The sequence below is a fragment of the Luteolibacter sp. SL250 genome (genome assembly GCF_026625605.1).
GTDB lineage: Bacteria > Verrucomicrobiota > Verrucomicrobiia > Verrucomicrobiales > Akkermansiaceae > Luteolibacter.
In genome coordinates, this window is the sequence record NZ_CP113054.1 from 1,888,684 (window position 1) to 1,915,197 (window position 26,514).

At 61.8% G+C, this 26,514-nt stretch carries 26 protein-coding genes and 1 tRNA gene; 13 read left to right on the top strand and 14 right to left on the bottom strand.

The features are described from left to right. Window positions 1–75: 75 nt before the first annotated feature. Window positions 76–885, top strand: a complete 810-nt coding sequence (locus tag OVA24_RS08385; protein ID WP_267674756.1) for a hypothetical protein — start codon at window positions 76–78, stop codon at window positions 883–885. Window positions 886–982: 97 nt separating this feature from the next. Here OVA24_RS08385 and OVA24_RS08390 read toward each other — a convergent pair whose 3' ends face one another. After that, window positions 983–1,576, bottom strand: a complete 594-nt coding sequence (locus OVA24_RS08390; RefSeq protein ID WP_267674757.1) for a hypothetical protein — start codon at window positions 1,574–1,576, stop codon at window positions 983–985. 51 nt (window positions 1,577–1,627) lie between these two features. On the opposite strand from OVA24_RS08390, the gene nagA reads away from it, so the two are divergent. Continuing rightward, on the top strand, window positions 1,628–2,758 hold the full coding sequence (nagA, locus tag OVA24_RS08395; protein WP_267674758.1) for an N-acetylglucosamine-6-phosphate deacetylase: 1,131 nt from the start codon (window positions 1,628–1,630) through the stop codon (window positions 2,756–2,758). A gap of 169 nt (window positions 2,759–2,927) precedes the next feature. Here the strand turns inward: nagA and OVA24_RS08400 are convergent, their stop codons facing one another. From OVA24_RS08400 to OVA24_RS08415, 4 genes are read right to left on the bottom strand one after another with little or no spacing between them, the layout of a single operon-like run. Next, window positions 2,928–3,563, bottom strand: coding sequence for a cbb3-type cytochrome c oxidase N-terminal domain-containing protein (locus tag OVA24_RS08400; RefSeq protein WP_267674759.1), 636 nt, complete (start codon window positions 3,561–3,563; stop codon window positions 2,928–2,930). Between the two features lie 6 nt (window positions 3,564–3,569). Next, window positions 3,570–3,740, bottom strand: coding sequence for a hypothetical protein (locus OVA24_RS08405; protein ID WP_267674760.1), 171 nt, complete (start codon window positions 3,738–3,740; stop codon window positions 3,570–3,572). A gap of 13 nt (window positions 3,741–3,753) precedes the next feature. Beyond that, on the bottom strand, window positions 3,754–6,231 hold the full coding sequence (gene ccoN, locus OVA24_RS08410; protein WP_267674761.1) for a cytochrome-c oxidase, cbb3-type subunit I: 2,478 nt from the start codon (window positions 6,229–6,231) through the stop codon (window positions 3,754–3,756). An 11-nt stretch (window positions 6,232–6,242) separates the two neighbouring features. After that, complete coding sequence (locus OVA24_RS08415) at window positions 6,243–6,404, bottom strand: hypothetical protein (RefSeq protein ID WP_267674762.1); 162 nt, start codon at window positions 6,402–6,404, stop codon at window positions 6,243–6,245. 329 nt (window positions 6,405–6,733) lie between these two features. Here OVA24_RS08415 and OVA24_RS08420 point away from each other — a divergent pair, with 329 nt between their 5' ends. Continuing rightward, window positions 6,734–7,645, top strand: a complete 912-nt coding sequence (locus OVA24_RS08420; RefSeq protein ID WP_267674763.1) for a metallophosphoesterase — start codon at window positions 6,734–6,736, stop codon at window positions 7,643–7,645. Between the two features lie 29 nt (window positions 7,646–7,674). Here the strand turns inward: OVA24_RS08420 and OVA24_RS08425 are convergent. Next, a tRNA-Ile gene (locus OVA24_RS08425) sits at window positions 7,675–7,747 on the bottom strand. 348 nt (window positions 7,748–8,095) lie between these two features. Next, window positions 8,096–8,962: a LamG-like jellyroll fold domain-containing protein gene (locus tag OVA24_RS08430; protein ID WP_267674764.1), complete on the bottom strand. Its 867-nt coding sequence runs from the start codon at window positions 8,960–8,962 to the stop codon at window positions 8,096–8,098. Between the two features lie 374 nt (window positions 8,963–9,336). Between OVA24_RS08430 and OVA24_RS08435 the strand changes: the two genes are divergently transcribed. Both OVA24_RS08435 and OVA24_RS08440 read left to right on the top strand, forming a co-directional pair. Continuing rightward, on the top strand, window positions 9,337–9,723 hold the full coding sequence (locus OVA24_RS08435) for a BlaI/MecI/CopY family transcriptional regulator (protein WP_267674765.1): 387 nt from the start codon (window positions 9,337–9,339) through the stop codon (window positions 9,721–9,723). Further along, window positions 9,720–12,623, top strand: coding sequence for a M56 family metallopeptidase (locus OVA24_RS08440; protein WP_267674766.1), 2,904 nt, complete (start codon window positions 9,720–9,722; stop codon window positions 12,621–12,623). Before OVA24_RS08435 ends, OVA24_RS08440 begins: the two co-directional genes overlap by 4 nt. Window positions 12,624–12,876: 253 nt before the next feature. Here OVA24_RS08440 and OVA24_RS08445 read toward each other — a convergent pair whose 3' ends face one another. The 6 genes from OVA24_RS08445 to OVA24_RS08470 all read right to left on the bottom strand — a co-directional run bounded on the left by OVA24_RS08445 (window position 12,877) and on the right by OVA24_RS08470 (window position 18,084). Beyond that, window positions 12,877–13,539, bottom strand: coding sequence for a hypothetical protein (locus OVA24_RS08445; protein WP_267674767.1), 663 nt, complete (start codon window positions 13,537–13,539; stop codon window positions 12,877–12,879). A 58-nt stretch (window positions 13,540–13,597) separates the two neighbouring features. Then, window positions 13,598–15,574, bottom strand: a complete 1,977-nt coding sequence (locus OVA24_RS08450) for a fumarate reductase/succinate dehydrogenase flavoprotein subunit (RefSeq protein ID WP_267674768.1) — start codon at window positions 15,572–15,574, stop codon at window positions 13,598–13,600. A gap of 39 nt (window positions 15,575–15,613) precedes the next feature. Then, complete coding sequence (locus OVA24_RS08455; protein WP_267674769.1) at window positions 15,614–15,973, bottom strand: four helix bundle protein; 360 nt, start codon at window positions 15,971–15,973, stop codon at window positions 15,614–15,616. Between the two features lie 51 nt (window positions 15,974–16,024). Then, the gene (locus tag OVA24_RS08460; protein WP_267674770.1) at window positions 16,025–16,747 is read right to left on the bottom strand and encodes a succinate dehydrogenase cytochrome b subunit; all 723 of its coding nucleotides are present in this window, start codon (window positions 16,745–16,747) and stop codon (window positions 16,025–16,027) included. A 301-nt stretch (window positions 16,748–17,048) separates the two neighbouring features. Beyond that, window positions 17,049–17,444, bottom strand: coding sequence for a hypothetical protein (locus OVA24_RS08465; RefSeq protein ID WP_267674771.1), 396 nt, complete (start codon window positions 17,442–17,444; stop codon window positions 17,049–17,051). Continuing rightward, complete coding sequence (locus OVA24_RS08470; protein WP_267674772.1) at window positions 17,434–18,084, bottom strand: hypothetical protein; 651 nt, start codon at window positions 18,082–18,084, stop codon at window positions 17,434–17,436. Before OVA24_RS08470 ends, OVA24_RS08465 begins: the two co-directional genes overlap by 11 nt. A gap of 166 nt (window positions 18,085–18,250) precedes the next feature. Between OVA24_RS08470 and OVA24_RS08475 the strand changes: the two genes are divergently transcribed. The 3 genes from OVA24_RS08475 (at window position 18,251) to OVA24_RS08485 (ending at window position 21,699) form a co-directional block, all read left to right on the top strand. Continuing rightward, the gene (locus tag OVA24_RS08475) at window positions 18,251–19,684 is read left to right on the top strand and encodes a circularly permuted type 2 ATP-grasp protein (RefSeq protein ID WP_267674773.1); all 1,434 of its coding nucleotides are present in this window, start codon (window positions 18,251–18,253) and stop codon (window positions 19,682–19,684) included. A gap of 42 nt (window positions 19,685–19,726) precedes the next feature. Continuing rightward, a complete protein-coding gene (locus OVA24_RS08480; protein WP_267674774.1) occupies window positions 19,727–20,785 on the top strand; it encodes an alpha-E domain-containing protein in 1,059 nt (352 codons plus the stop codon). A 71-nt stretch (window positions 20,786–20,856) separates the two neighbouring features. Continuing rightward, complete coding sequence (locus OVA24_RS08485) at window positions 20,857–21,699, top strand: transglutaminase family protein (RefSeq protein WP_267674775.1); 843 nt, start codon at window positions 20,857–20,859, stop codon at window positions 21,697–21,699. Between the two features lie 83 nt (window positions 21,700–21,782). Here OVA24_RS08485 and OVA24_RS08490 read toward each other — a convergent pair whose 3' ends face one another. Next, window positions 21,783–22,148: a hypothetical protein gene (locus tag OVA24_RS08490; protein ID WP_267674776.1), complete on the bottom strand. Its 366-nt coding sequence runs from the start codon at window positions 22,146–22,148 to the stop codon at window positions 21,783–21,785. 130 nt (window positions 22,149–22,278) lie between these two features. On the opposite strand from OVA24_RS08490, the gene OVA24_RS08495 reads away from it, so the two are divergent. The 5 genes from OVA24_RS08495 (at window position 22,279) to OVA24_RS08515 (ending at window position 26,411) form a co-directional block, all read left to right on the top strand. Continuing rightward, window positions 22,279–23,154 (top strand): hypothetical protein, encoded by an 876-nt coding sequence (locus tag OVA24_RS08495; protein WP_267674777.1) that lies wholly within the window; start codon window positions 22,279–22,281, stop codon window positions 23,152–23,154. A gap of 103 nt (window positions 23,155–23,257) precedes the next feature. Further along, window positions 23,258–23,605, top strand: coding sequence for a hypothetical protein (locus OVA24_RS08500; protein ID WP_267674778.1), 348 nt, complete (start codon window positions 23,258–23,260; stop codon window positions 23,603–23,605). A gap of 85 nt (window positions 23,606–23,690) precedes the next feature. Beyond that, the gene (locus tag OVA24_RS08505) at window positions 23,691–24,350 is read left to right on the top strand and encodes a TPM domain-containing protein (protein WP_267674779.1); all 660 of its coding nucleotides are present in this window, start codon (window positions 23,691–23,693) and stop codon (window positions 24,348–24,350) included. Next, the gene (locus tag OVA24_RS08510; protein WP_267674781.1) at window positions 24,347–25,363 is read left to right on the top strand and encodes a hypothetical protein; all 1,017 of its coding nucleotides are present in this window, start codon (window positions 24,347–24,349) and stop codon (window positions 25,361–25,363) included. The genes OVA24_RS08505 and OVA24_RS08510 overlap by 4 nt, the downstream gene beginning before the upstream one ends. 64 nt (window positions 25,364–25,427) lie before the next feature. Further along, on the top strand, window positions 25,428–26,411 hold the full coding sequence (locus tag OVA24_RS08515; RefSeq protein WP_267674782.1) for a S1C family serine protease: 984 nt from the start codon (window positions 25,428–25,430) through the stop codon (window positions 26,409–26,411). Window positions 26,412–26,514: the final 103 nt, after the last annotated feature.

Here is a 26,514-nt window from a genome sequence, read left to right on the forward strand (position 1 = left end):
GCAACGAGGATTTTGCACGGAGTTGCTTGTTTCCTCCGGCGGGACCATGCAGGGTGGCATGACATTTCCCAAACCATGAAACGATTCATCCTTCCGTTGTTGTCGCTCCTCGCCGCTGGTTCCCTGAGCAGTTGTTTCCAGAGTGAGACCATCGTCCGTCTGAACAAGGACGGCAGCGGCACGCTCACGGAGGAAACCGGTTTCGGCGCGAAGGCCATCGAGATGCTCGCCCAGCTCGCGGCGTTCGGCGGGGATGCCGCGAAGGACCCGCTGGCGGAAATGGTGTCCGAGGACAAGGCGAAGGCCCGCGCCGCCACTCTCGGCGAAGGCGTCACCTTCGAGAAGGTCGAAGCGACCGCGAAGGACGGTGGCAAGGGGGCGAAGGTGACCTATCGATTCACCGATATCAACAAACTGAAGATTTCCCCGGATGAGGCGGCGAAAAGCTCCATTCCGCAGATGCCCGGCCAGCCCGCCCCGGCGACCCCGAAGTCCGAGCCCATCCTCTTCAAATTTGAAGGTGGCAAGCTCTCCATCAAGATCCCGCAGCCAAAGAATGACGAGGTCCCTGCCGGTGAAGCTCCGCCCGTCCAGGAGATCGGCGCGGAGGAGGAAAAGCAGATGAAGGAATTGTTCGCCGGCATGCGGGTCAGCGTGAAGGTCGTCATCGAGCCTGGCATTTCCGCCAGCAATGCCTCCTATGTGGAGGAAAACACCATCACCCTTGTGGACATGGATTTCGGCAAGATGATGGAGAAGCCCGGCGCGCTCCAGAAAATGGCGTCCATGGGCCGCGGGAATCCGGAAAAGGCCATGGAGGAAATGAAGAAACTCGACGGCGTGAAGGTGGAGACGAAGCCTGAAGTCGAGGTCACGCTGAAGTGATTCTCCGGATTTCCCTCCGATCAACCACAGCCGCACCCCCGTCGGGGATGCGGCTTTTTCCATCCTGGAGGGAGATTTTCGGGTGGCCGTTGCGGGTTCAATTTCCGGCCCACGCCACCGTCCGCATGTAGGAGAGGATGATGCTTTCGCCGTCCTCCAGGTTCGAAGTTGCGGTGACCCGGAAGCTCGCGGCGTGCTTGCCGGGACGGCTGGCGGGGAAGGTGACGGTGGACAGTTGCAGTGGATCCGCGCCGCTGCCCGGGCTGTCGGTATAGACGTGGGTGGAACGCCCGGCGATGTCCACGGTCCGCCATGACTGCTTCACCGGGATGGAGATGGGTTCTCCCTTTTTCTCGTCGTAGCCCATGTCGAAGTAGCCCGGCGGAGTGGGGGCGTCGCTGTCCAAGGTGCCGGGTGCGGCGTAGATGGACAGGCTCTCGAACTCGTTCCCGGGTTTGGTGTATCTGAGGTGGTAACCACCGGTGGGGAGAATGGTGATCCGTGGGCTGCCCCATCGCTTTTCCAGTGCCGGAGACTTCAGGATCGGCAGGTTGACACCGGCCAGTGTTGGGGACGTTTTCTCCGCCAGGTGGTATGGGCTGCGGTCCAGACCGGGGTCTTTCTCTTCCTCCGGAGTGGTGGCGCACTGGGTCAGGAGCAGGAAGGGAATGAGGGCGACGGCCTTTTTCATGGATGATGAGGCTAGACGGACGGCGGTCCGGATGGGAAGCATGTTCCCCAGATGAAGACATTGATCCGGCATGCGCATCTGGTCTCCCCGGGATGGGAAAGGGAGGGGGCGTTGCTGGTGGAGGGAGGCAGGATCGTATCGGTGCATGCTGCGGGGGAAACGGTGGACGCGGATGAAATCTTTGATGCGGGTGGGAGGATCATCATGCCCGGCTTCATCGACATCCACTCGCACGGGGCGGAAGGCGCGGATGTCTGTGACGGCGAGGCGGAGGCGGTGCGCCACATCGCGCGGACAAAGCTGCGGGAGGGCGTGACCACCTGGCTGCCCACCACGCTCACCCAGCCTGCGGACCGGCTGAAGGACATTCTGGGCGCTTGTGCGTTGGTGATGGGGGAGGGCGGGCTGTGCCGGATGCCGGGCATCCATCTGGAAGGTCCGTTCATCAATGCGGCGAAGGCCGGAGCGCAGAATCCGGAATACGTGCGTCCTCCGGATGAGGCGGAACTGAGGGCGCTGCATGCCATCGCCCCGCTGCGCATCCTTTCACTTGCACCGGAGATGCCCGGCGCGCTGGATCTCATCCGCGTGGCGCGATCTTTGGGAATCACCTGCTCCGCCGCCCACACCGCCGCGACCTGCCGGGAGATCATGGAGGCGAAGTCGTGCGGCCTTTCCCATCTCACCCATTTCGGGAATGCGATGACGCCCCTGCACCACCGGGAAATCGGCGTGGTGGGTGCGGGCCTGCTGGATGACGCGCTGATGTTGGAGCTGATCTGCGATGGCGTGCACCTCTCCACCGACATGCTTTCGCTGATGTTCCACCGTGTTTCCATCGACCGCCTCATGCTCATCACGGACTCCGTGGCGGCCTCCTGGATGCCGGACGGAAGGATGCGGTTGGGCGGGCTGGACGCGGAGATCCGGGATCAGGTGGTGAGGCTGGGCGACGGCACGCTTGCGGGCTCGACGTTGAAGTTCAATGACGGGGTGGCCCGCGTGAGGGACCTCACCGGCCTGCCGCTGGCGGAGATCTCCAGGATGACCTCTTGGAACCAGGCACGTTCACTGGGTCTGGAGGGACTCGGCAAGTTGGAGCGGGGCTTCCACGCGGACCTGGTGATGCTGGAGCGCGACTTCAGCGTCAGCGGTGTGTGGGTGGCCGGTCAGAGGAGGTAAGGAGGGAGGACACTCCTGTCCTCCGATGGCATCGGCGAATCATAGGGAATCCACTCAGAGTCGCTGAAGCTGACGATATCGGTAGGACTGGGGAAGACGGATCCGCCCAAGATGCCTTTGCTGTGGGATCCCAATGCCGCCGTTGGACAGGAGTGTCCACTCTCCTTGCTTACCTGAACTCCGCCTCATTCTCATGGATCAGGAATGCGGTGATTTGTGCCACCTGCAGCGGCGGCAACGTCTGGCCCCACGCCTGCATCTTCGCTCCGTTGTGCCCGGGGCTGTCAGCGGGAGTGCCTTCGTTGATGATGCGGAAGATGTCCATCGGTTTCGCGCCGTATTTCCACTCCGCGTCCTTCAGTGAGAGGCCGGGAAGGTTCACTTTCTGGCCGCCGCCAACATCGATGCTGGCGGTGAGGTTCTCACCGTGGCAGGCGATGCAGTTCGCCTGATAGATCTGCCTGCCCGCGTCCACCACGGTGGTGTCCGTGGCCCACTGGTTCACCAACGTTTCGTCGTTCAGTGTGGACAGCATGTCCTCCAGCGCCTTCGCCTTCGCGCTGGCGATCCTTTCGAGCTGCGCGTCCACGTTTTCCGCATCCGTTTTCGTCAGCCCCACGTTGTAGTAGAGGAACCATCCGCCGACAAAGGCGATGACCGAGGCGTGGAAGATGAACAACCACCAGTTGGGCAGGGTCTGGTCATACTCCTGGATTCCGTCGAATTCGTGGGGACGCAGTGCGATCTCGCCCTTCTTGCTGGCGTACTCCGCGTGGGTGATCTCTGGTTGCTTCTTCTGGTCCATGGCGGGTCAGCGGCGTGGGGTGGAGTCCTCCAGCGGGATGTCCGCCAGTTCCTGGCAGCGGGACTTCGGCAGGCACAGCGCCCGCACGGTGGCGGTCAGAAACACCGCCGCGGTGGCGATGAAGGAGATGATGGGGACGATCGCGGCCCAATCTTCGTAGATGACGCGTTTGAACATTGGTGGAGGGAGGTCAGTGGGTGGAGGTGGTGCGGTGGGCGTCCGGATCCAGCGTGGGGTTCTTCACCGGCGGCTTCTCCACCGGGGCATACACGCCGATCTTCTGGATGTAGGCGATGAGGGCGACGACCTGTGTCTCCGAAAGGTGGCGGCGCAGTTCCTCAGGTCCCAGGTCCGGCTTGTCCGGCAGGAACGCCCCGGCGGTCACCAGCGAGGACGCGATCTCCAACGCCTGGTCCCGCGCGTTCTGCTCGATCTCATCTTTTGTCATCGCCGGCCACGGCACTCCCAGCCGTGCCTGTGCGGCGATCTTCGCGGGCAGTTCCTTCAGCGCCGCCTTCTTCCCGAACAGCCATGGATACGCGGGCATGTTGGAGCCGGACGACATCTGGCGCGGATCGAGGAAATGGGTGAAATGCCACAGGTTGTCCCTTTTTCCGCTGCGCATCAGCTTGGCGTCCTTCACCAGCGCACCGCCTTCGCGGGCAAGGTCCGGGCCGGTGCGCTTCGACCCCCACTGGTAGGGGTGGTCGTAGATGGATTCGCCCAGGCGGCTGTATCCCTGGTCCTCCCCCGGACCGTAGCGGAGCACATCCGGCACCAGCGTGCGGATCATCTGGGAGTGGCAGTTGTAGCAACCCTCAGCGACGTAGATGTCCCGGCCCGCCAGTTCCAGCGGAGTGTAGGGAACCTGCACCCGGTCCTCCACGTTCACCGCGCGGTTCACCAGCAGGGAGGGGATGATCTGCACCACGCCGCCGACCGCAGCAGCGGCGAAGATCAGCACGGTGAAAGGCAGGTAGTTCTCCAGCAGGCGGTTGAAGTAGTCGTTCCAGGAACCCTTGCCCGCGCGGAAGGCTGAGATGGATTTGATGACAAGCAGGACGGTCGCCGCCAGCGCCGCCTTGTCCGCGTGTGGTGGCAGCAGGAACCACAGGATCATGAAGGCCAGCGCCAGCACGGCGTGCACGACGGGGTCGGAGGAGAGCGCCTCCGCAAGCGTCATCCTATCCTTCGTCGCCTTTCCAAGCAAGGTCACCTCTACGGTCTCATCCTCCGCCACGCCCTTCCGCGCGGTCATGAAAATGTTCACCGCACACAGCAGGAAGCCAACGAGGAAAAGGAATCCGCCGAAGCTACGGATTCCGTAGTAGATGTTGATGGAGTTGAGTGTCTCGACGAACTCGTATTTCAGCGTCGCGCCGTCCGGGTTCGTCTGTGCGAGCATGAGTCCCTGCATGATGCCGGCCACCCACATGGAGGCCACGTAGAGCAGGATGCCCACGAGGCCCACCCAGAAGTGCATGTTCGCCAGGGAGGTGGACCACAGCTTTGTCCGCCACAGGCGCGGGGCCAGCCAGTAGAACATGCCCGCTGCCATGAAGCCGTTCCAGCCCAGAGCGCCGGAATGCACGTGTCCCACCGTCCAGTCCGTGTAGTGGGACAGCGCGTTCACCGCCCGGATGGAGAGCAGCGGTCCCTCGAAGGTGGCCATGCCGTAGAACGTCACCGCCGCTGCGAAGAACTTGATCACCGGGTCCGTGCGCAGCTTGTCCCACGCGCCGCGCAGTGTCAGCAGGCCGTTGAGCATGCCCGCCCATGAAGGCGCCCACAGCATCACGGAGAACAGCATGCCCAGCATCTGCAGCCAGCGCGGCAGCGCAGTGTTCAGCAGGTGGTGAGGTCCCGCCCAGATGTAGATGAACACCAGCGCCCAGAAATGGATGATGGACAGCCGGTAGGAATACACCGGACGGTCCGCCGCCTTCGGGATGAAATAATACATGATGCCCAGGATCGGTGTCGTCAGGAAGAACGCGACGGCGTTATGCCCGTACCACCACTGCACCAGCCCGTCCTGGACCCCGCCGAAGATGGGGTAGCTGTGCAGCAGCGACGTTGGCAGCGACAGGTGGTTGACGATGTAAAGCATCGCGATCGTCACGATGGTGGCGATGTAGAACCACAGGGAGACATACAGGCTCCGCTCGTTGCGGCGTGCCAGCGTCAGGAAAAAGTTCAGGCCGAACACCACCCAGATGACCACCACCGCGATGTTCAGCGGCCAGATCAACTCCGCATATTCCTTCCCGCGTGTCAGGCCTGCGGGCAGTGTGACCGCCGCGCCGACGATGATGAGCTGCCAGCCCCAGAAGTGGATCTTCGACAGCAGATCGGATGCCGTCCTCACCCGGCACAACCGCTGGGTGGAGTAATAGACGCCAGCGAACACCATGTTCCCCACGAACGCGAAGATCACCGCGTTCGTGTGCAGCGGACGGATGCGGCCGAACGTGATGTAGGAAAGCCCCTCCGACTTCACGAGGCCGAAAGTGATCGCTTCCAGGAACTTTCCGTTCATCTGCCACCACGACAACTGCGTGGCGGCGAGAACGCCGACGATCATGCCGATGATGCCCCAGAAGATGGAGGCATTCATGAAATGGCGGACCGACTTGTCGTCGTAGGTGATGGTGGCGGTGTTGGACATGGCGGGGAGGTTCAGGGACGCTTGGTGGCGGGCTGTTTGCCGGTCTCCAGCGGCAGGAGGGAGTCACGCTCGAAGCTGGAGCGTCTGGAACGGCGGGCCTCCGCGGCGAAGCAGACGACGAAGATCCCGGCCAGGCAGGAGCTGACGAGGATGGTCACGGCGAGCACGTTCACGTTGTGGATGGAATCAGATTCCGCCCCTGGGTGCTTCGCGCCGCTTTGCGGAAGCTGCGCGTTTCTTGCCCAAGCCCCGGGGCAGGGGATGCGGAGACCGGAGCATGGCGGGATTTCCAGCCGGACTCCGACGGATGTGTTCAGATGCGACGGCGGCCTCCTCCGGACGATGGTGGGCGGGTTGCCGGAATGCCACCGTCGATGGATTCCACTCCAGTCAGCCAACCGTACCTCGAGCAAGCTGGACGCATGCTTTGATTTATCCCTGATGGCTGCGTGACATACGGGAGAAATTGACATCCCGTGACCGGCGTCCACGCTGGCGGGCCATGTCATTCAGCCGCCGCCGATTCCTCACCCTGAGCCTGCCCGCGCTGGGTGCCGCTCCAATCATGGCCGCACCCGGAAGCCAGTCGCCGCAGCTCCGCTTCGGAGTCATCGCGGATCCGCAGTATGCCGATGTCCCGCCCGCAGGCACCCGCCACTACCGGGAATCGCTCGGAAAGCTGGAGACCTGCATCACGGAGCTGAACCGGCATGACCTCGCGTTCGTCATCACACTGGGAGATCTCATCGACCGGGACTTCGCCAGTTTCGATCCCGTGCTGGAGCGCTATGCCAGGCTGAAGGCACCGCACCGCATCGTGCTGGGAAACCATGACTTTGACGTGGCGGACGCTGACAAGCCCCGCGTGCTGGAGAAAACCGGGCTTGCATCCGCGCACTACAGCTTCTCCCACGGAGCATGGCGAATCGTCGTCATCGACGGAACCGAGATCTCCACCTACCTCCACCCTGCGGATGATCCGCGTACTGCCGTGGCGAAGGAGCGGCTCTCCAGGCTGGCAGGCACGGGGGCGAACAATGCGAAGGAATGGAACGGAGCGTTGGGCAACAACCAGCTCCAGTGGTTGGAAGGGGAGCTCGTCTCCGCGAAAGCGGCTGGCCAGCGCGTGATCGTCTGCGGACATTTCCCGGTGCTGCCCGAGGAGGATTCCCACCGGCTCTGGAACTCAGGTGAAGTGGTCGCCATGATCGACCGCCACCCGCATGTGGCCGCCTTCTTCAACGGTCACAACCACAAGGGCAACCACACCCACGCCGGGCAGTGCCATTACGTCAACTTCAAGGGAATGGTCGAAACCGCCACCGGCAATCCGTTCGCGATCGTGGACTGCCATCCCGGCCAGCTCACCATCTCCGGTTTCGGCCCGGAGCCGACCCGCGGAAAGCTCGACTGACCCCGGGAAAAAGGCAGGGGATTGAAAAGTGGGCCCGGTGGGGTTCGAACCCACGACCAAAGGATTATGAGTCCCCTGCTCTCACCGCTGAGCTACAGGCCCTTATTATTGATTGTGAATGGTTTGAGGTTGGGGAGATCCTCAGATTCAGCTCCGTTGACCATACCAGATGCCCATGCCGTTTTGTCAAAGATACCCGAATGCGCGAAAATTCGCGCATGGGCGGTTGGACTCAGGTCGGTGAGAATTTGGTGCGTCACAAGGGTGGCAGTTACTACCTTCGCGCTTGGGTCGATGGCAAGGTGATTCGGGCCAGGCTGGACGTGCCGCGAATCTCTCCGACCCGCCCTTCGGGGACGGGTGTCCAGCTTCCGTGTCGACCATGGCCACGACCTGCCGCAGGAAGAAGCAAGCCACGTTTGCCGGTCTTATTTCAACAGCCAGCCGCGTTCAGCGGCGGCGGCGGGTTGCAAGTCCGGCCAGGGTCAGCAATGCGAGACTCCCCAAGGATGGCTCGGGGACATTCTCCAGCCGGATCGCTTCCAGTTGGGCCACTGACAACACTTCGTCATATACGCGCACGTCATCAAAGAAAGCATTCGGCGAACGATCGGAAGTTGTCGCCGCACTGCCACCCACCTGGAAGTCAACCGAGTTCGCCAGGACCGCGCCTTCCGGTTCGTCCGGGGTGGGGTCCGTGTTGTTCTGGAAAAGCGCAACCGCGCTTCCGAACTGGGTGGCCGCTGAGGAGGTCCCGCCTGTGTAAAACAGGACGTTGGAACTCAGTTGGCTGCCATCGTAGGTAACCGCGAGGAAGACCCACGATCCGAAGCCCCCGATGTTCGACGTCGGGGATGCCAGGCTGTTGTTCACCTGCAGCAAGGGCCGATAGTCGGTGGAAGTGACATTTGATCCGACGCGGAGATCAAATCCCGCATCGCCCGACCAGTCGGAGACCAACCGGTCGTTCGTCGCTGGCTGGGCCTGGATGTTCAACCACATCGTGAGTGTGAAGGCGTTCAGCGAATCGAGTTTCGATGGATTGGTGCCGGTGTCAGGCGAGGCGGTGGTCCCCGTCGTGATGTAGGCGTTCGCTCCGCTCGTGGAATAGGCGCGTCCCGTTCCGCTCGGCGTATTCGCGATGAAAGAACTGCCGGCTCCGATCAGAGTGCCATTGGCGGCCGGTCCGGTGCCGCTGTCCGCCGTCGGAGTCGTCCCATCATCAAAATCATACCGGAGCAAGAGTGCCCCATCGGCCACCGGGAAACAAACCGCGCCAACCAATGCCGCAAGGACCAGACCTTTGGAAAAGCTCATGAGAGGATCAAATCCGGGAACTCCGCGAAAGTCCAGCGTTCTCAGAGTTTTCGTTTGGTCCGCTCTCCCTGAACGGGATGGTGGCGCAGCCCTGCGGTAGATCCCATGACTGTCCGCGACAAGCGTCAGAACGCGCATCATGGAAATCACCAAAGATTCCGGCGCCTGCCCCGTTCCGGATACATGCGCCGGGCATGATCCACCGGTGCCAACGCTGTTCCCCGTGCCGCCGCCGAAGCTTTCATCATCGGCGGCTCGGAAGGATGGAGGCCCACCGGTGGATCGTGCCCCGCATCCCGGTTCCGCATGGGGTGTTGAAATTTCAGCAGAAATGGCTTGCCTGTCCATGCCCTGTTGAAATATCAGCATGGGGTATGTGGGATGAGGAATCTGACGAATCGTTGAGCCGCCGCGAGCGGCAGGTCATCGGCATCGTGATGAAACGCGGGCGGGTGTCCGCTCGGGAGATCGGGGAGGAGCTGCCGGACCCGCCGACGTATTCGGCGGTGCGGTCGATCCTGCGATTGCTGGTGGAAAGGGGCCTGCTGGTGAAGGAGCAGGAGGCGGGGCGGGACTGGTTCAGCCTGCCGGTGAGCGCGGGCAAGGCGAAGGTCGGCGCACTGCGCGGCATGGTGAGGAAGTTTTTCAACAACTCCGCGCCGGAGGCGGCGATGGCGCTGCTGGGGCAGAAGAATCTGAAGCTCACGGCGGAGGAAGCGGACCGTCTCATGAAACTCATCGGGGAGGCGCGGAAAAAATGAACGCGTCCGGGGCGGCATCCAGCGCGGCATTTCCCGCTGCGGCCCTCGATGCGGGGGCATTCCTCACACGGTATCCGGAACTGGCGGTGTGGTGCATGGGCGCGGTGAAGTCCTCCGTGATCGTGCTGATGGTCCTGGCCCTCGCCGCCCTTTTCCGCGGACGTTCCGCCGTCGCGCGTTGCTGGATCCTGCGGCTTGCGTTCCCCGCGTTGCTGCTGACGGCGCTGTGGCCGCTCGCCGCCGGCAGGCTGCCGGTGTTGTCCGTCCATGTGGATGCCCCCGCCGCATCCGGCTGGGAGACGGTGCAGCCTGACATTCCCGCGGTTCCTCCGCAGCCAGCGATGAAAGAAACCCTCATCAAGCAGATGGACCCACCTGCGGACTCCGTCGTGCCCCGCGTGCTGCCGGTCATTCCGGAGATGGATGTCGCGGAGGCTTTTCCCGAGCCAGCTCCTTCCTCACAGTCTCCCACCGACGAGGTTCCTTCATGGAAAGTCGCGCTGAAGGAGCTGGAGGACCACCTGCTCTTCTTATGGTCCGGCGGAGCGATGCTGGTCGCACTGTGGCTGGTGTTCCGGAATGTCACCGGCCTGTTCTGGCTGCACCGCCATGGGCAACCGGCGGACGGAACGATGACGGACGTGGGCGACCGCCTGACGGACGCGCTGCGGATGCGGCGTGCCAACTACCGCCGGGTGCCGGGTCTCGCCAGTCCTTTGCTCACCGGTTGGTTCCGTGCGCGGTTGTGGCTGCCGGAAGGGATGTCTGCCATGACGGAGGCACAGGTTCGCGCCATCCTCCGGCACGAACTGGCCCACCACCGCCGCAGGGACCTGTGGTGGCAGGCTCTCGCATCCTGCGCCTGTGCCATCTGGTGGTGGAACCCCGCCGTATGGAACCTGGGGAAACGGCTGCGGCATGAGACGGAACTGGCGGCGGATGATGCCGTCGTCACCGGTGGCGGTGCCGCCGCGGACTACGCGGAACTGCTCGTCCGCGTGGCCAGCGGCTGGACGGTGGGTGATGCCCGTGCCGTCCGCCGCACCGGCGTGCCGATGATGGGTTCCTCCGCCATCGAGCGTCGCGTCCGTGCCATCCTTGCGGAAAGTCCGTTCCGCAATCGCATGGGCTGGACCGCCGGGGCCGCAGTGGCATTTATCGCCATCATGGGGGCTGGCATCGCCTCGCTGACCGCCGTTGCGCGGCCGGTGGAGAGCCCGCTCGCAATGGTGGCGGACATGGAGGAAAGCGAAGGGGACTCCGGTGGGGTGGATCCGGAAGGTGAGCTATCCAGGGATCCGGCGGCAGACAGGGAAATGCTGGAGCGTCTGGTGTCGCCGAAGAATGTACCGCCGGATTACCTCCATCCGCCGGGAACAGATATCGGAAACCTGGTTGAACTCCTCCATTCCCGACCGATGGATCTCAAGGATCTGGACGACCTGCAGCATCTGATGTCGGAAGGCTACATCAATGGTAGATATGTGGGGCCGGATGAGGGTAAGCCCAATATCCAGATTGCCCGGGTGATCCCGCAGGATCGTCCGCTGCCAACGGAGGCCAGGATACGCTTCATCCACGCGCGGACCGGCCAGCCCATGCCGGGGTTGAGGTTCCACCTGGGCTTCGATGGCGATCTCCCTTTCCAGGTGGCTGCGGATGGTGATGGTCGCTACATTTTCACCCTATCTCCGGAAACATTGGAGAGGGAATCCAGACCTGAACGCATTATGTGGGCGGGTACCAAACGGCTCGGCATTCTTGTTGCGGAAGCCGGGTATCTGATGAAGCACATGGAATTCCAGCGTCACGCATGGGGGCAGGAGATCGAGGTGCGGATGGAGCCTTCCTTGCCCATCTCCGGCCGGGTTGTCGGGGAGGATGGGCAGCCGGTGGCAGGTGCCGCGATCCGCACGGATCGTTCACCATTCGTGCATCCGATGCTGATCTTGCTCCCCCGCAATTTCGGCACGAAGACGGATGACGACGGACGCTGGAGTTTGGATGGATTTCCGGAGGATCTCAGCAAGTTGGAACTGGATATCTCCCACCCGGATTATGTGGCATTCAGCGGCAGTGCCACCGACCTCCCTGGCGGAGAGGAGGTCCTCAGGAACGGCTCCTCTACCCTGGTTCTGAAAACCGGCCCGCGCATCCATGGCAGGGTGGTGGATCGGGATGGCAGGCCGGTCCACGGTGCCCGAATCAATCCGCGCGCCATAAGCTCTCCGCGCTTTGCGATCACCGACGGCGACGGCAGGTTCGTCATCAAGCGGCTGCCGGGTAAATACGCTCTGCTCACCATAGAGGCTGACGGATTCAGCCCATCGCAGGAAGGCGTGATGGTGGGGCAGGAAAAGGATCACGTCTTCACCCTCTCCCCGCCAACCCTGTTCCGGGGACGTGTGGTGCGGGAGGACGAACGTCCGTACGCCGGAGTGGAGGTCCGGGTGGATCAGTGGCGGAACCAGCGGACGCTGGGCTACCGCACCCAAACGGATGAGGACGGGCGCTTCACCTGGGACAGCGCGCCGGCGGAGCCTTTCACACTCAACATCGGTGAAGGCGAGCGGATCATGAGCGGGTATCCCATCGCCGGGCCGGGTGGGGAGGTGGTCATCGTCATGAAGCCGGCCCTCCGCATCAAAGTCACTGCGGTGGACGATGCCACCGCGGAGCCGGTCAGGAACTTCCGCGTCACCCCTGTCAGCGCCAACCCATGGGTGTACCGGGATACCCTGGCATCCGTGAAAGGAAAGCTGGAATGGGAGACCTACAAGTTCGAAAAGAACGGGATCAACTTCCGAGTCGAAGCGGATGGCTTTGACCCACTGGTCACGGAGGTTCATCCCACCCGCCAGCAGAAGGTGGAAGCAGTCTGGCGGCTGAAGAGGAAGTGAGGAAGGTACTCCTATTCCTCTCGCACGGCGGCATTGGCGACAGGCGTGGGAGGCGGATCTACTCCAAGGATGCTTTTACCATGGTTTCCCATTGCAGCCGGTGGACAGGAGTGTCCACCCTCCTTACGGGACCAGGCGGAGAGGGGAGTAAGGAGGTGCGACACTCCTGTCGCACGGCGGCATTGGCGGAATCAAGTGAAGGGCGGATCTATCCCGCGGTGCTTTGGCTCCGATTGCGGCCCATCGGTGGAGCTCAAAAGTGCCGGGAAACGCCGGGTCCCATCTTGAAATCCGTGATCTCCAGCTTTCCTTCCGTTGTGAGAACCGCCTCCATTGAGGATTCCAGAGTGGGAAAGTCCTCGATGCCTTTCGGATTGGACGTCAGCGCAATTCTCAGGCGGAGGGGCAGGGCAATCGGATCAAGCGCCTCCACATCCACCGAAAATCCATCCGGGTAAGCGGAACCGTTCCCTGAGTTCGCCTTGCGTGCGGCTTCGTACCTGTCCGGCGTGGCTTTTTTGGTTTCAGCCAGAATCGATCTCTGGGCGAGTTCGAGCAAATTGAACTGGCTGACATTTCCGTCCCCGACTTTCAGCAGGACCAAGGCATGGGGGAACCATTTGCCATCGACCTCCCACAGTAGGAACTTCCCATCTTTCGACCAGCGGGAAGGAAGGAGCGTCTCATGGTTCTTCCGGTCGAAGAACGGATTCGCTTTGATGGAGGCCAGGACTTTGCCGGTGGCAGCTTCGACAAGCTTGTTGGAATCCACGGGGCTGGAATCCAGAGAGGGTACGGTCACACCGTAGCGTCGGTCCGGGGAAAGCGTGGAATCCGGGATGGCGAACGCGGGCCGTTTCTCCTGCGCATGGACGGAGGAGGAAACGAGGAGAAGTGCGGGCAGAAGATAGCGCATGGGAGTTTTCCTCCTCTCCTGAAGATGCCGGTCTGAAGACCAGCGCTCCCAGCGGGCATCACGCGTAGCTCCGGATGGATGCTTTCACGGTTTCATAGACGAGCGGCTCCTTGTGGAGCGTCGGGGCCTTGCCGTCGCCGTTGTATTCCCAGGCGGAGACGTGGGAGAACAGGTCGTCGTGGCGCTTCGCCTCACCGGCCTGCGTCTTGCCGGCCTGGACGTCGGGATCGGCGTCGGTGAACTGGTGCTCGGCGCGGAAGTGGCCGCCGCAGGATTCCTCGCGGTCGCGGGCGTCGTAGCACATCAGCTCCCCGAACTCGAGGAAGTCGGCGACGCGGCCCGCCTTCTCCAGCTCCATGTTGGCGATGTCGCCGGAGCCGGGGATGCGGACGTTCTGCCAGAACTCCTCGCGGATCTGCGGGATCTTCGCGATGGCTTCCGTGAGGCCCTCGCGGGAACGCTCCATGCCGCACTTGTTCCACATGACCAGGCCGAGTTCCTTGTGGAAGGAATCCACGGTGCGCTTGCCCTTGATGTTGAGCAGTTTGTTGACGCGTTCCTTCGCCTCGGCCTCCGTGGCCTTGAACTCTGGCATTTCCGTGTTGAAGGTGCCGGGCTTCTGGGTGGCAAGGTAGTTGGCGATGGTGGTGGGGATGACGAAGTAGCCGTCGGCCAGACCCTGCATGAGGGCGGATGCCCCCAGGCGGTTCGCGCCGTGGTCGGAGAAGTTCGCCTCACCCAGCACGTGCAGGCCGGGGACGTTGGACATCAGGTTGTAGTCCACCCACAGGCCGCCCATGGTGTAGTGGACGGCGGGGTAGATCATCATCGGCTGCTTGTAGGGATCCTCACCGACGATCTTGTCATACATCTGGAAGAGGTTGCCGTAGCGGGCGCGGATGGTCGGCTCGCCGAGGCGGGCGGTCGCATCGCGGAAGTCGAGATAGACGCCCAGGCCGGTGCCGGCGACGCCGCGGCCGTCGTCACAGGCTTCCTTCGCGGCGCGGGAGGAAATGTCGCGCGGTGCGAGGTTGCCAAAGGAAGGATACTTGCGCTCCAGGAAGTAGTCGCGGTCGTCCTCCGCCACATCGGACGGCTTGAGTTTTCCTTCGCGGATCTTCGCGGCGATCTCGCGGGACTTCGGCGCCCACACACGGCCGTCGTTCCGGAGGGACTCCGACATGAGGGTGAGCTTCGACTGGTAGTCACCGCTGACCGGGATGCAGGTCGGGTGGATCTGGGTGTAGCACGGGTTCGCGAAGAGGGCGCCCCGGCGCGCGGCGCGCCAGGCTCCGGTCACGTTGCAGCCCATCGCATTGGTGGAGAGGAAGAACACGTTGCCGTAGCCGCCGGTGGCCAGGATCACGGCGTCCGCCGCATGGGTGGTGATCTTGCCGGTGTTCAGGTCACGGGTGACGATGCCCTTGGCATGGCCGTCCACCAGCACCAGGTCCAGCATCTCCGTCCGTGGGAACATCTTCACCCCGCCGCGCTGGATTTCCTTTTCCAACGCCTGGTAGCAGCCGATGAGGAGCTGTTGCCCCGTCTGGCCCCGTGCGTAGAAAGTCCGGGACACCTGCGCACCGCCGAAGGAGCGGTTGTCCAGCAGGCCGCCGTATTCCCGGGCGAAGGGCACGCCCTGCGCCACGCACTGGTCGATGATGGCGTTGGAAACCTCGGCAAGGCGGTAGACGTTCGCCTCACGGGCGCGGAAGTCGCCGCCCTTGATCGTGTCGTAGAAAAGGCGGCGCACGGAGTCACCGTCGTTCCGGTAGTTCTTCGCGGCGTTGATGCCACCCTGCGCGGCGATGGAGTGCGCCCGGCGCGGGGAGTCCTGGTAGCAGAAGCATTTCACCTGGTAGCCCAGCTCCGCGAGTGTCGCCGCAGCCGCACCACCCGCCAGACCGGAACCGACCACGATGATCGAGAACTTCCGCTTGTTGGCCGGGTTGATGAGCTTCGAGTCCATCTTGTGCTTGGACCATTTCTGCTCAAGCGGGCCGGATGGGATTTTGCTGTCGAGGACGAAGGACATGGTGAATTGAGTATTGGAAATTGACTATTGATTGTTGAATCAATCAGCGCCGTTCCGGCGGGCGGTTTTGATGGAAGCGCAGAAGATGGAAGTCAGCTCGGTGGCTTCCTGCCACAGTGGTTGGACCTTGTCGCGGGGAAGGATCTCATCCTCCATGATGAGCTCCATCCAGAGAGCGGATTCATCCGCTTCTTCCACGGCGGTCCCGACCTTGGATGCGAAGTCGGCGCGGGATTTGGCAAGGCAGGCTGCCCGGTAGTTCGCGGCCACCGAAGTGCCGGAGCGGATCAGTTGGTTGGCGATGGGACGACCGACTTTGTCATCGGGAAGGGCCCTTACCAGACGGATCACCCGCAGCGAGAACTGCTTGCAGCGGGCTTTGAGGTCTTCCGGGTTCATCTTCCTAATAATCAATAATCAATAATCAATCATCAATATTCAATGGGGCCGTCAGCGTCCGAACTTGAAAACGAGGATTGCGACCGGGATCGACACGAAGCCCAGCCAGATCACCGCACTGTAGGCCCAGGAAAATTGCTCGATCAGCGGGCGGGATTTCTTCGAGTTCCAGCCCAGTGTCTGGAAGATGGAGGCGACACCGTGGCCGAGGTGGGAGCACAGGACCGTCATGGCGATGACGTAGAAAATCGCGACCCACCAGACGGAGAAGCCGTCGATGACCATTTTCCAGGCATCATGGCGGGCCTCGCCGGTCTTCGCGAGATAGGCGGCATCCGTGTAGAGAGCGGGGTTCGCATACTCATTCCCCACGCGGATGGTGTAGTGCATCAGGTGGTAGATGACGAAAAAGAGGATGGTCAGGCCCGTCCAGATCATGATCCGGGAGGACTTCGTCGCCTTGATGGTCGCTTGATATTCGTAGGGCTTCCGCGCGCTCTTGTTCTGGCGGGTCAGGGCGATGGTAGCCACCACATGCAGAACCACCGCGCCCAGCAAGCCCAGACGGGCGATCCAGATGCCCGCGCCGTGCAGGGCGTGGTGCAGGAACTGCGCGTAGTCGTTGAACGCCTCACGGCCCGCGAACACCAGCAGGTTGCCGGTCATGTGGCCGAAAAGGAACAAAACAAGGGCGATCCCAGTGACGGCGACGATGAGTTTCTTTCCGATCGAGGAGTTCCAGTAGGCCGAAATGCTGCGGGTCAGGGCGTTCATGGGTATCGGTTGAAGCGATGGCGGGAGTGCTTCCGCCGCGAGAAGTAGAGGGGAGTTGCGTGCATTTCAAGGGGTATCCTCTCAATAACAGGACATTCCCAAAATGTGCGGTGCGACGGGCGGTTTTGCGGGAAATCCAGACCTTCCTGAGGGGGTTATTGCGACTGGTTCGCAGGCTTTGCTGGTAAGGGATGCCTCCTCGAGGCGTCCGGTGGCGGACGGCTGACATGCGCCGGTTGTGAGGGACTTCGTGACTCACCGTCTGCGGGAGATGGCGCTGATGATCATTCGGTCGGCTGATTCACTGTCCAAATGGGCCAATCGACCATTCCGGCCTCCAGTTCTTCGACCATTGGCCCCAATATGCGAGAGAGGATGGAACAACGAAGTCCAGCCAATCGTAACGGCGTGCCAGCTCGGCTGCCGCGTCATCCTTTCTGGGGATGTGCGGCCAGTGCTCCTCGGGCTCATCTTCGAGCTTCAGGACATCGCGGACGTCAGTTGCACACCTTTTGCAGAGGGATTCCAGCAGTTTTGAGTCATGCATGGCCATTGCAAGAATGATGCGATGGACGCGGGGGCCGCCGCCACTTTCACGAAGAAGATCCGCGATCCTACCCGAATCTTCGGAGAACAGTCGTCCGACCGCTGTGATGACAGAAGGCTCCAGTTCCCCGTGGTGGTTCTCATATGACATTCGGCTGGATTCCTGTTTGCTCCGATTCCGGAGGTTGGGAAGATCGTAATTGCACGGCTACCAACACTTCGGTGACGAGTGCCGGAGTTCCTATGAGTTTCGGATTGGAAGAAGGTTGTTCGCAGGTAAAAATCTCCTCGTCCAATCTTGTATAGCGTATGATCCGAACGTCGGAGTCCTGAAAGACATCCCTTCGACTCCAGTTCAGATGATCGAGGGCATCGCTGAATCGAGTTGGAGATAAATTTGCGAACTCGGTCTCGTTCTCATTCCGGAGAGCCAGGAACCGCTCCTCCCAGTTCTGGAGAGAAGGTTTGCTGGTGAAGCCTGCCGTCAGCCACAACAAAGCCATCACCGATATCGAGTTGAAAAAGATGGTGGTTTGAAATCCATCTTTTTCCAGATCAATGACTTGGAATAAATAGGCGAGGAGAGGGGAGTAACCGAGTGCCGACGCGAGCAGAATGGATTGCGTGGCAGTTCCCCGAAGAAGCTTCGACATGGCGAGCGTGACTGCCAGCGGCGATGCGAAGAAAAGCCCGAATGTCAAGCCCGTCAAAGGCACCATAAAAGCTTGGAGAGACATGCCGATCACCCAGCAAATGGCCAGCAGCGTGACGGAAAGGGTCAGTTTTCTCATCGAGGGGTAGGTATCGCCATTCCGGCGACCGTCGGGCGGGTCGCATGGCCAGAGTGACCTGTCGCAGTCCCGATGGCGATTCCAAACCATGTGTCTTGGCTCAATTCGAAAACCCAGCGTTTTTTAGAGTTGGCCCGCCATCTGCTAACGATTAATTTACAAATCCATGGCAATATTCGAGGGCTACGATCCGGGCGGTTTTCATGATGAGATGTTCGCGGGAAGCGGGGAGGTCAGGCCACATTGCGCGCCGCTCCTCAACAGGATGGACAATTTGAGCGAGAGGGAGTTCCTGGACCGCAAGGCGGCGTCGGAGCTCTACTTCGTCCGCCAGGGGATCACCTTCAACGTGTATCATGACAACCGGGGTATGGAGCGGATCTTCCCGTTCGATCCGGTGCCGCGGGTGATCCCGGCGAACGAGTGGGAACTGCTGGAGGCGGGTCTGACGCAGCGGATCATCGCGCTGAACCTTTTCCTGCACGACATCTATCATGACCAGCAGATCCTCAAGGATGAGGTGATCCCGCGCCACTACATCGAGAACGCGAAACACTACCGGCCGGAGTTCCGTGGTGTGGACGTCCCGGCGGACATCTACATCCACATCTGCGGTAGCGACATGATCAAGGGCAAGGACGGCACCTACTACGTCCTGGAGGACAACGGCCGCTGCCCGTCCGGCGCCTCTTACCTGCTTGAGAACCGCAACGCGCTGAAGCGGGCGTTCCCGGACATCTTCAACACGCTGGGCGTGCGCCCGGTGGACTCCTACCCGCGCGACCTGCTGAACATGCTGCACCACATCTCCCCGCGCCGGGAGGCGGACCCGGTGTGCGTACTCCTCACCCCCGGCTGCTACAACAGCGCCTACTTCGAGCATTGCTATCTCGCCCGCGAGATGGGCATCGAGATCGTCGAGGGCAAGGACCTCGTGGTGAAGGACAACTTCGTCTACATGCGCACCACCCACGGACTGGTCCGGGTGGATGTGATCTACCGCCGGATCGACGACGATTTCATCGACCCGACCGTGTTCCGCAAGGACTCCGTGCTCGGCGTGCCAGGCCTGATGAATGCCTACCGCGCCGGACACGTGGCCCTCGCCAACGCGGTGGGGACCGGTGTCGCGGATGACAAGGTCACCTACTACTTCGTCCCGCGGATGATCGAATACTACCTCGGCCAGAAGCCGATCCTGCCGAACGTGCCGACCTACCTCGCGTCGGAGGAGGCGGACCTGAAATTCATCCTCGGCCACCTGCCGGAGCTGGTGGTGAAGGCGGCGAACGAGTCCGGCGGCTACGGCATGCTGATGGGACCGTCCGCGTCGAAGGAGGAAATCGAGATCTTCCGGGAAAAGATCATCGCGGACCCGCGCAACTACATCGCCCAGCCGGTGGTGTCGCTTTCCCGCTGCCCGACGTGGTGCGATGGAGCCATCGAGGGCCGCCACATCGACCTGCGGCCGTATATCATCTACGGTGACGAGGTGAAGATTGTGCCCGGGGGGCTGACCCGCGTGGCGCTTACGAAGGGTTCCCTGGTGGTGAACTCCTCCCAGGGTGGTGGCAGCAAGGACACCTGGGTCCTCCGGTAAGAACGCACCCACCCCGACCCCAACCCATTTTCAACTCCGGTCATGCTTTCACGCGTCGCAAACACTCTCTACTGGATGGTCCGCAATGTCGAACGGGCCGACAACCTCTCCCGTCTGATCGACGTCAACCAACAGCTCCTCCTCGACTTCGAGACCCTGGACAGCGAGCGCCTTCGCGGCTTCTGGGCGCCCATCATCCAGAGCCTTGGTGAGGAGGAGGCGTTCGAGACCCTCTATGACGAGCCGGGCAGCTCCCAGGTCATCCGCTTCCTTTCGGATGACGTGCAGAACCCCAACAGCATCGCCTCCTGCATCGCCCAGGCGCGGGAAAACGCCCGCACCATCCGCGACCAGCTCTCCGACGAACTTTGGGAGGAGTTGAACTCGCTCTACCTTTTCACCCGTTCCGCGGAAGCGTCGTTCCTCATCGAGTCGAATCCGCCGAAATACTACGAAAGCATCCGCCGCGGCGCGGCGACTTTCCTGGGGGTGGCGGCCTCCACCATGGCGCGGAACGAGGCGTGGGAATTCATCGACATCGGCCGGCAACTGGAGCGTGCGGACAAGACCACCCGCTTTCTGGACATCACCAGTTACCTGCCGAAGACCGCGGAGGATGAGATCACCTCACCCGGCGTCCTCCACTGGACGGCCATCCTGCGCTCCTGCGGCGCGATGGGGGCGTTCCGTTCGGACCAACGGGAAATTTCCGCGCGCGGGGTGGTGGACTACCTCATCTTTTCTCCGGAGTTCCCGCGCTCCGTCCGCTTCTGCATCGAGCGGCTGGACGCCAGCCTGCACAAGGTCTCCGGCGCGCCTCGAGGCACCTTTTCCAACGAATCGGAACGCATCGCGGGCAAGCTGCTGGCTGACATCAACTTCAGCTCCACGGATGATGTGTTCCGGGAAGGGCTGCATGGCTATCTGGATGGCCTGCAGACCAAATTCAACGCCATCGGCGGGGAGATTTTCGAAACCTATGTGTTGATGCCGGAGCGTGTCACGGACGTCCCGCCGGAGCCGCAACGGGTGAAGTCCGCCGTTGCCGGCTGGCAATTCGAACAGCAGCAGCAACAACAACGGAACAAGGCGCAGCCGTGAGCATCATCGGGCAGGATTCCACAATTCCAGTGGAAGTGGCGGGAGGAGACGGCGGCGCCCCGCGGTATGGAATGAAGCTTTCCGTCCTGCACCGAACGACTTTCCAATATCTTGCCCCGGTGACGGACAGTGTGAACACGCTGCACCTGGAGCCGAGGCTGTTCCCGTTCCAGCAGACGTTGTCCGCGGTCATCCGCGTGCTGCCTGCCACCCGTCTCCGCCGTTTCACGGACCTGTTCCAGAACATCACCCATCATTTCGAGGTGTCCGGCGCGCATCCACGGCTCGAGATCGAGAGCCGGATCAAGGTGTACAACCTGCCGCTGGTGATCCCGGATGCGGTGAGGCAACTGACGCCCGCCCACTATGATGATGCCTCCACGCGTGAGCGCACCTGGCAGTTCCTCCAGGAAAGCCGCTGGGTCTCGAAACATCCGGACGTCTGGAAGCAGGCGGTGGACATCATTTACGGCATTCCGTCCGTCTTCGGGCGGACGCAGGCCGTCATGGCGTGGGTTCACCAGGAGTTCCGCTATGATCCCGGAGTGACCAGCTACAACACCCATGTGGAGGAAGCTTTCCGCCTCCGGGCAGGAGTCTGCCAGGATTTCACCCACGTCATGCTCGGCCTGTGCCGGACACTGGGCATCCCCGCCCGGTATGCTTCGGGGTATCTCTACAACGGTCCGCGTGACAGCCTCATCGGCGCGCAGGCATCCCATGCGTGGTGCGAAGTTTATTTCCCCGGACCCGGCTGGCTCGGCTTCGATCCGACGAACAACACGCTCGCGGACGAGCGTTACGTGAAGGTCGCCGTCGGCAGGGACTATGATGACGTTTCCCCGGTTCGTGGCTCCTACTATGGCACCGGCCACTGCCAGATGGATGTGCAAGTGCTGGTGGAGAAGGTGTAGGTAGCGGAAGTCGTGAGACTTCCGGCTGGGGAGATGGTGATGAACCCTGTGATTACAGCTGCCCGGTGGATGCCGTCCGCTTCCTACGGTTTGTCGGGAAGTTCTTTGATCAAGAGCACATGGTCCAGATTGAGCAGGAGGACTTCAGTCTTTGTGGTCGGCGGAACGGATTTCCCTTCTTCGAACTGCATCTGGGGCGTCCACGACGTTTCCACTTCCACCCAAGGACCACCAGCCAGTTTCAGCACCTTGACCGATGTGTATTGGGCCAGGAAACCACGGCCGCTTGTGGAAACTTTGTCCGCCACGCCATTGGGGAAGGTGATCCAGTAGGTCTTGCCCACCTCCACCGGAGGTCTCGCCGTGGCCGATCCCGGTGGCTGGCAGCTCGAAAGCACCAATACCAATGGAACAAGGAGTGAGGAAAGGAAGAGAGGGAAGGGTTTCATGGTGGTAACATCCATGAAATCATAATGCTGTCCCTGGCGTCCATTGATTTCGGCATGGCTTGTCGCCGGGCCGGCATGACGAAGTGGCGGAAGTCGTGAGACTTCCGGTTGGGGAGGCGTCGATCATCCCATGACACCGCAGCGGATGGGCGCCGTTTTTCCGATGGCGGTGTGCCAGAGAGTGGGTGGTTCGACGGGGGTGGTAGATGAATCTTCCGCCCCGGCGACATTCTTCTTTTTGCTCGCGGCAGGTCACTTCTTCGGTCATGAATCGTATTCCGCTCGACCGATGAAATTGCCAATTCTCCTGATCGCTCTTGCTGTTCCGGTCTCCGGGACCCTGTTTGCACAGGAGAAGGGAAATCGCATCACCATCGCTCCGGCGGAAAGGGAGAAGGTGCTCGAGCGCATGACCTTGATGGTCATGCCGCGGGTCGATTTCGAGAATACCAAGCTCGGGGAGGCCGTGGACTTCTTCCGTATGTCAAACGGTGGTTGCGAGCGCCTGCCAACCGCGCCAAAACCCTACGGATTTATCATTGTCACTCCGGGGCTGGACGAACGGAAAATCAAGAAGTTGTCCGTGAGGAACATTGGCCTCCATGATCTCCTCAACCAATGCGCCGCCATTACAGGGAGCTGCATCTACGTGAGCAACAACCTCATCGAATTCCATGATGGTGATCGGATCGATCCGGCGCGTTTCGCGATGCCTGATGGGAAGGGTATGGATGCCGCACGCAACATTATCGTCCCGCGCCTGGATTTCGTGGACACGTCGCTGGAGGAAGCGGTTGCATTCCTTAATTCCCGGATCGCCGATCTGGTCGTCCCGGAAAAGAGAGTCAGGCTCGTGATTGATCCGGCCACGGATTCACAAGCTCTCATTCCGCAGATGAGAGCGAGAGACATTTCTCTGGCGGATGCCACCTTGATGATGGCGTTGAGAACCGGGAACCGTCTTGCCTCGGACGCGACCACCCTGCGGATCGTCAAACCGAAGTAGTGGCGTTGTGGAGCTTCCGGCTGGGGAAGCGTCGCCCATCCCTGCAACTCCGTCATTGCCGGGGCAGGCGGCATTTGGCAATGTACCGCATCCGGGCTCCCTTATGCCGAACCCACTCGTCATCTGCCTGCTCAGCTTCTCGGCGATCTTCACGTTCGCCTTCGGGATGGCTTGGTTCATGCCATTGGTCGCCGCCCGCAATGAGGTGCGGAAGGAGGAGGCCACCGCGCACGACACCATTCTCACCGGGGCGGACATTCTTCTCCTGATCATGGATTGCTTTCCGTTTTTCTGGATCTTCCGGACCGTGGGTAAATTGCCGGAACTTCCCGCCGCGGCGCGGGAGGTGAGGGAGATCTGGCAGGCGGAGCCGTCCATCCGCCGGATGTTCCACGCGTGGCTCGTCAGCCTGGGCGTCCTCCTCCTCACCATCCTCTTCGGGATTTTCTGAGCGGGCATGGATTGGCACTCCCGGTCGCTTTCGCTTTGACCTTCCGCGGATTGTTATTTAAGAAATCCGTGGTAACGGCCCCGAAATGAAGTGTCCCCGCTGCGTTCAACGAATCCACCGAGCGGCACAGTCGTGCCCTCATTGCGGGTTCTCGCTGGCGGATGCGGACGCCAACTTCGGTGATGGAGAGGTGACCCTCCGCAGCCTGACGGACGCTGCGGGCCTCCTGCGGCGTGGAGGACGGCGCAAGGTGGAGTCGGCAATGGAAGAGATCGGCCGGAAGTTCCCGCAGATTTTCGTAGCCGTTTATACCGGGCCGCTGGGAGAGGTGGCGAACATCCGCCAGTTCGGCTTCTGGCTGCTGAACCGCGCCGCGTTCGAGGACATCCCTGTGGGCAAGCCGAATGAAGCGGGGATTCTTTTCACGATCGACCCGGAGTCAAAGGCGGCGGCGGTGACCTTCGGCTACCTGCTGGATCCTTTTCTAGATGAGTCGGACACCTTCGAATGCCTTTCCCGGGCGCATTCCCACTGGCTCGACGGACGGTATGCGGACGGACTCGTGAAAGCCATCCTCCACCTGGGGGGGATCCTGGCGAAGCGCAGCCGCCAGGCCCGGCGCGCCCCGGAGAAGTTCGAGCGCAAGGTGCTGCCGCCTCCGCAGATGGGGGATCTGGTCCGCAGGATCCGCTCCGGGCACCGCGTGCCGGAGGAGCAACCGGTGACGGAGGAGGTGGAGAAGTGAGATCGCTTCCTTTCTTGGTGCTGGCGGTTTTTTCCACCGTCCATGCCGCCTCCCTCCAGTTGCCAACCTGGAAGGACGACGAGCGGAAAGCCTTCGAGGAAGCGGGAGGCATCCTGCGCAGCTTCATCCTGGCGGATGATCCGGAACCGGAGCCTGAGACACCGCTGGATGTGGAGAAACCGAAAGCGGATGAGGTGACGAATGATCCCCTGCGTTCGTCGGAGATCCCTGAAAAGTTCCTCAGCGCCTACTTCGCGGAGAAACCCACCGAATTTCTGGTGGACCCTCAGGGCTTGCTGAATCCAAAGGACTACAAGGACCGGCTGGGGTTCCTGAAGTACCACGCGGGTGACTCATCCATCGACTTTTTCGTCTATGTCTTCGGCGGGGAGCAGGAAATCCCCGGGGAGGTCCGTGCGGAGGAAACAGTGGAGCGTCTCTTCACCACCGGCCGCCCTGCCGTGGTGGTGTTCTACTTCCTGGGAGCGCCGCAGCGGTCCGCCATTCATCTCAGCCCGTCCCTGACGGAGACGGTATCGGCGGCGGACCAGCGCCGCGCCTTGCAGAGCTCCGTCATGTCCGCCTTTGAGAAGCTGAATACCACGGACCAGCTCGACGCGTTCTCCGTCCAGATGTCCATCCGCATCTACTGGATGGAGCGCATGCTGGGAGGTGGTGGTTCTCCGGAGGAGATTCCCGTCTTTTCCCACCGCCCGGCGGCCAAAAAGGTGGCTGCCCCCTCGGCATTGGATGTCTGGAAGGAGCAGGTGTCCATCTGGGTGAGGGAATGGTGGGGTGGGGTTTCATTGCTGCTCGGCGGGGGGCTGCTGGTTTCTTCCTTTGTTGCCTGGATGAGATCGAGGATGCGTTTCCGATTCCCGGATCTGGAGGTGGAACCCCGTTTGGGAGGCTCCCATGCGGCAGGCGTGGGTGCGGTAATTTCCTTCGCCAGCGCCGCGCTGCCACCCGCATCCCAGAAAGACCAGGTGCCTGACTACCTGAGGCGCGCCTGAATCCTTGCAATTCCCCTTGTTGCGGAAAACGTGGGATCTGCCTAAGGTAACGCAGTCCATCCCGATGTTCCGGTCCGTTTCCCGTATCTTCCTCCTGCTGTGCGCATTCACCCACCTGGTGGAGGCCCAGCCCTTCTATTTCAATGAGAAGAAGGCTCCTGAGAACCGCGAGGACATCGAGGCGATCCAGAAGGCGCTCACCTCCGCCCTGCAGAAGGCGCGGGACGCGACGGTGTGCATCGACATCGGCGATGGCAGCGGCAGCGGCGTGATCATCTCCGCGGACGGTCTGGTGCTGACAGCCGCCCACGTGAGTACCGGGGTGGGGAAGGAGGTCACCGTCATCATGGAGGACGGGCGGAAGCTGAAGGCGGAGACACTTGGCCTCGTCGCGGATGTGGATGCGGCGATGGTGAAGATCACGGAAAAGGGACCTTTCCCGTTCGTGCCCATCGACAAGGAAGGAACCTCCCAACTGGGGGACTGGGTGTTTTCACTGGGTCATTCCGGCGGGTTTGACAAGGAGCGGGGTTCGGTCGTCCGGCTCGGACGTCTGGTGCGCATCGCGAACTCTACCATCCAGACCGACTGCGCTCTGATCGGAGGTGACTCCGGCGGTCCGCTGTTCGACATGTCCGGAAAGGTGATCGGCATCCATTCCCGGGTGGGTGAGCAGTTGCAGGTGAACATGCACGTTCCCCTGAAGGAGTTCATCAACAACTGGGACGGCATGCTTCGGTCGGAGTTCATCGGGGAGGGCCCTTTCGCGCAGAAGCCGGAAAAGGGCAGTGGACTGCTGGGCGTGGCGACCGAGGCGAAATCCGGGGGAGGTCTGAAGGTGCTCAAAGTCGGCCGTGAAACTCCGGCCGAAAAAGCCGGCATCAAGGAAGGTGATGTCCTGCTGGAGTTGAACGGCACCGTGCTGGAGACGCGGGAGCAACTCCAGGAACTGATCAAGGAGATGGCCGCCGGGGACAAGGTGGAGATCGAGGCGATGCGCGGCGGGAAGCCGCAAACTTTCAAACTGAAACTCGGTGAACGCAATTGATGGCCTGCTGGGATATGTGGCTGCGGCGTCCCGCCGCAGGCCGTGGCGATGGCGTCCCGCCGTCGCTTTGGAGAGCGTCGGGTGGTGGTCATCGGGCCGGACA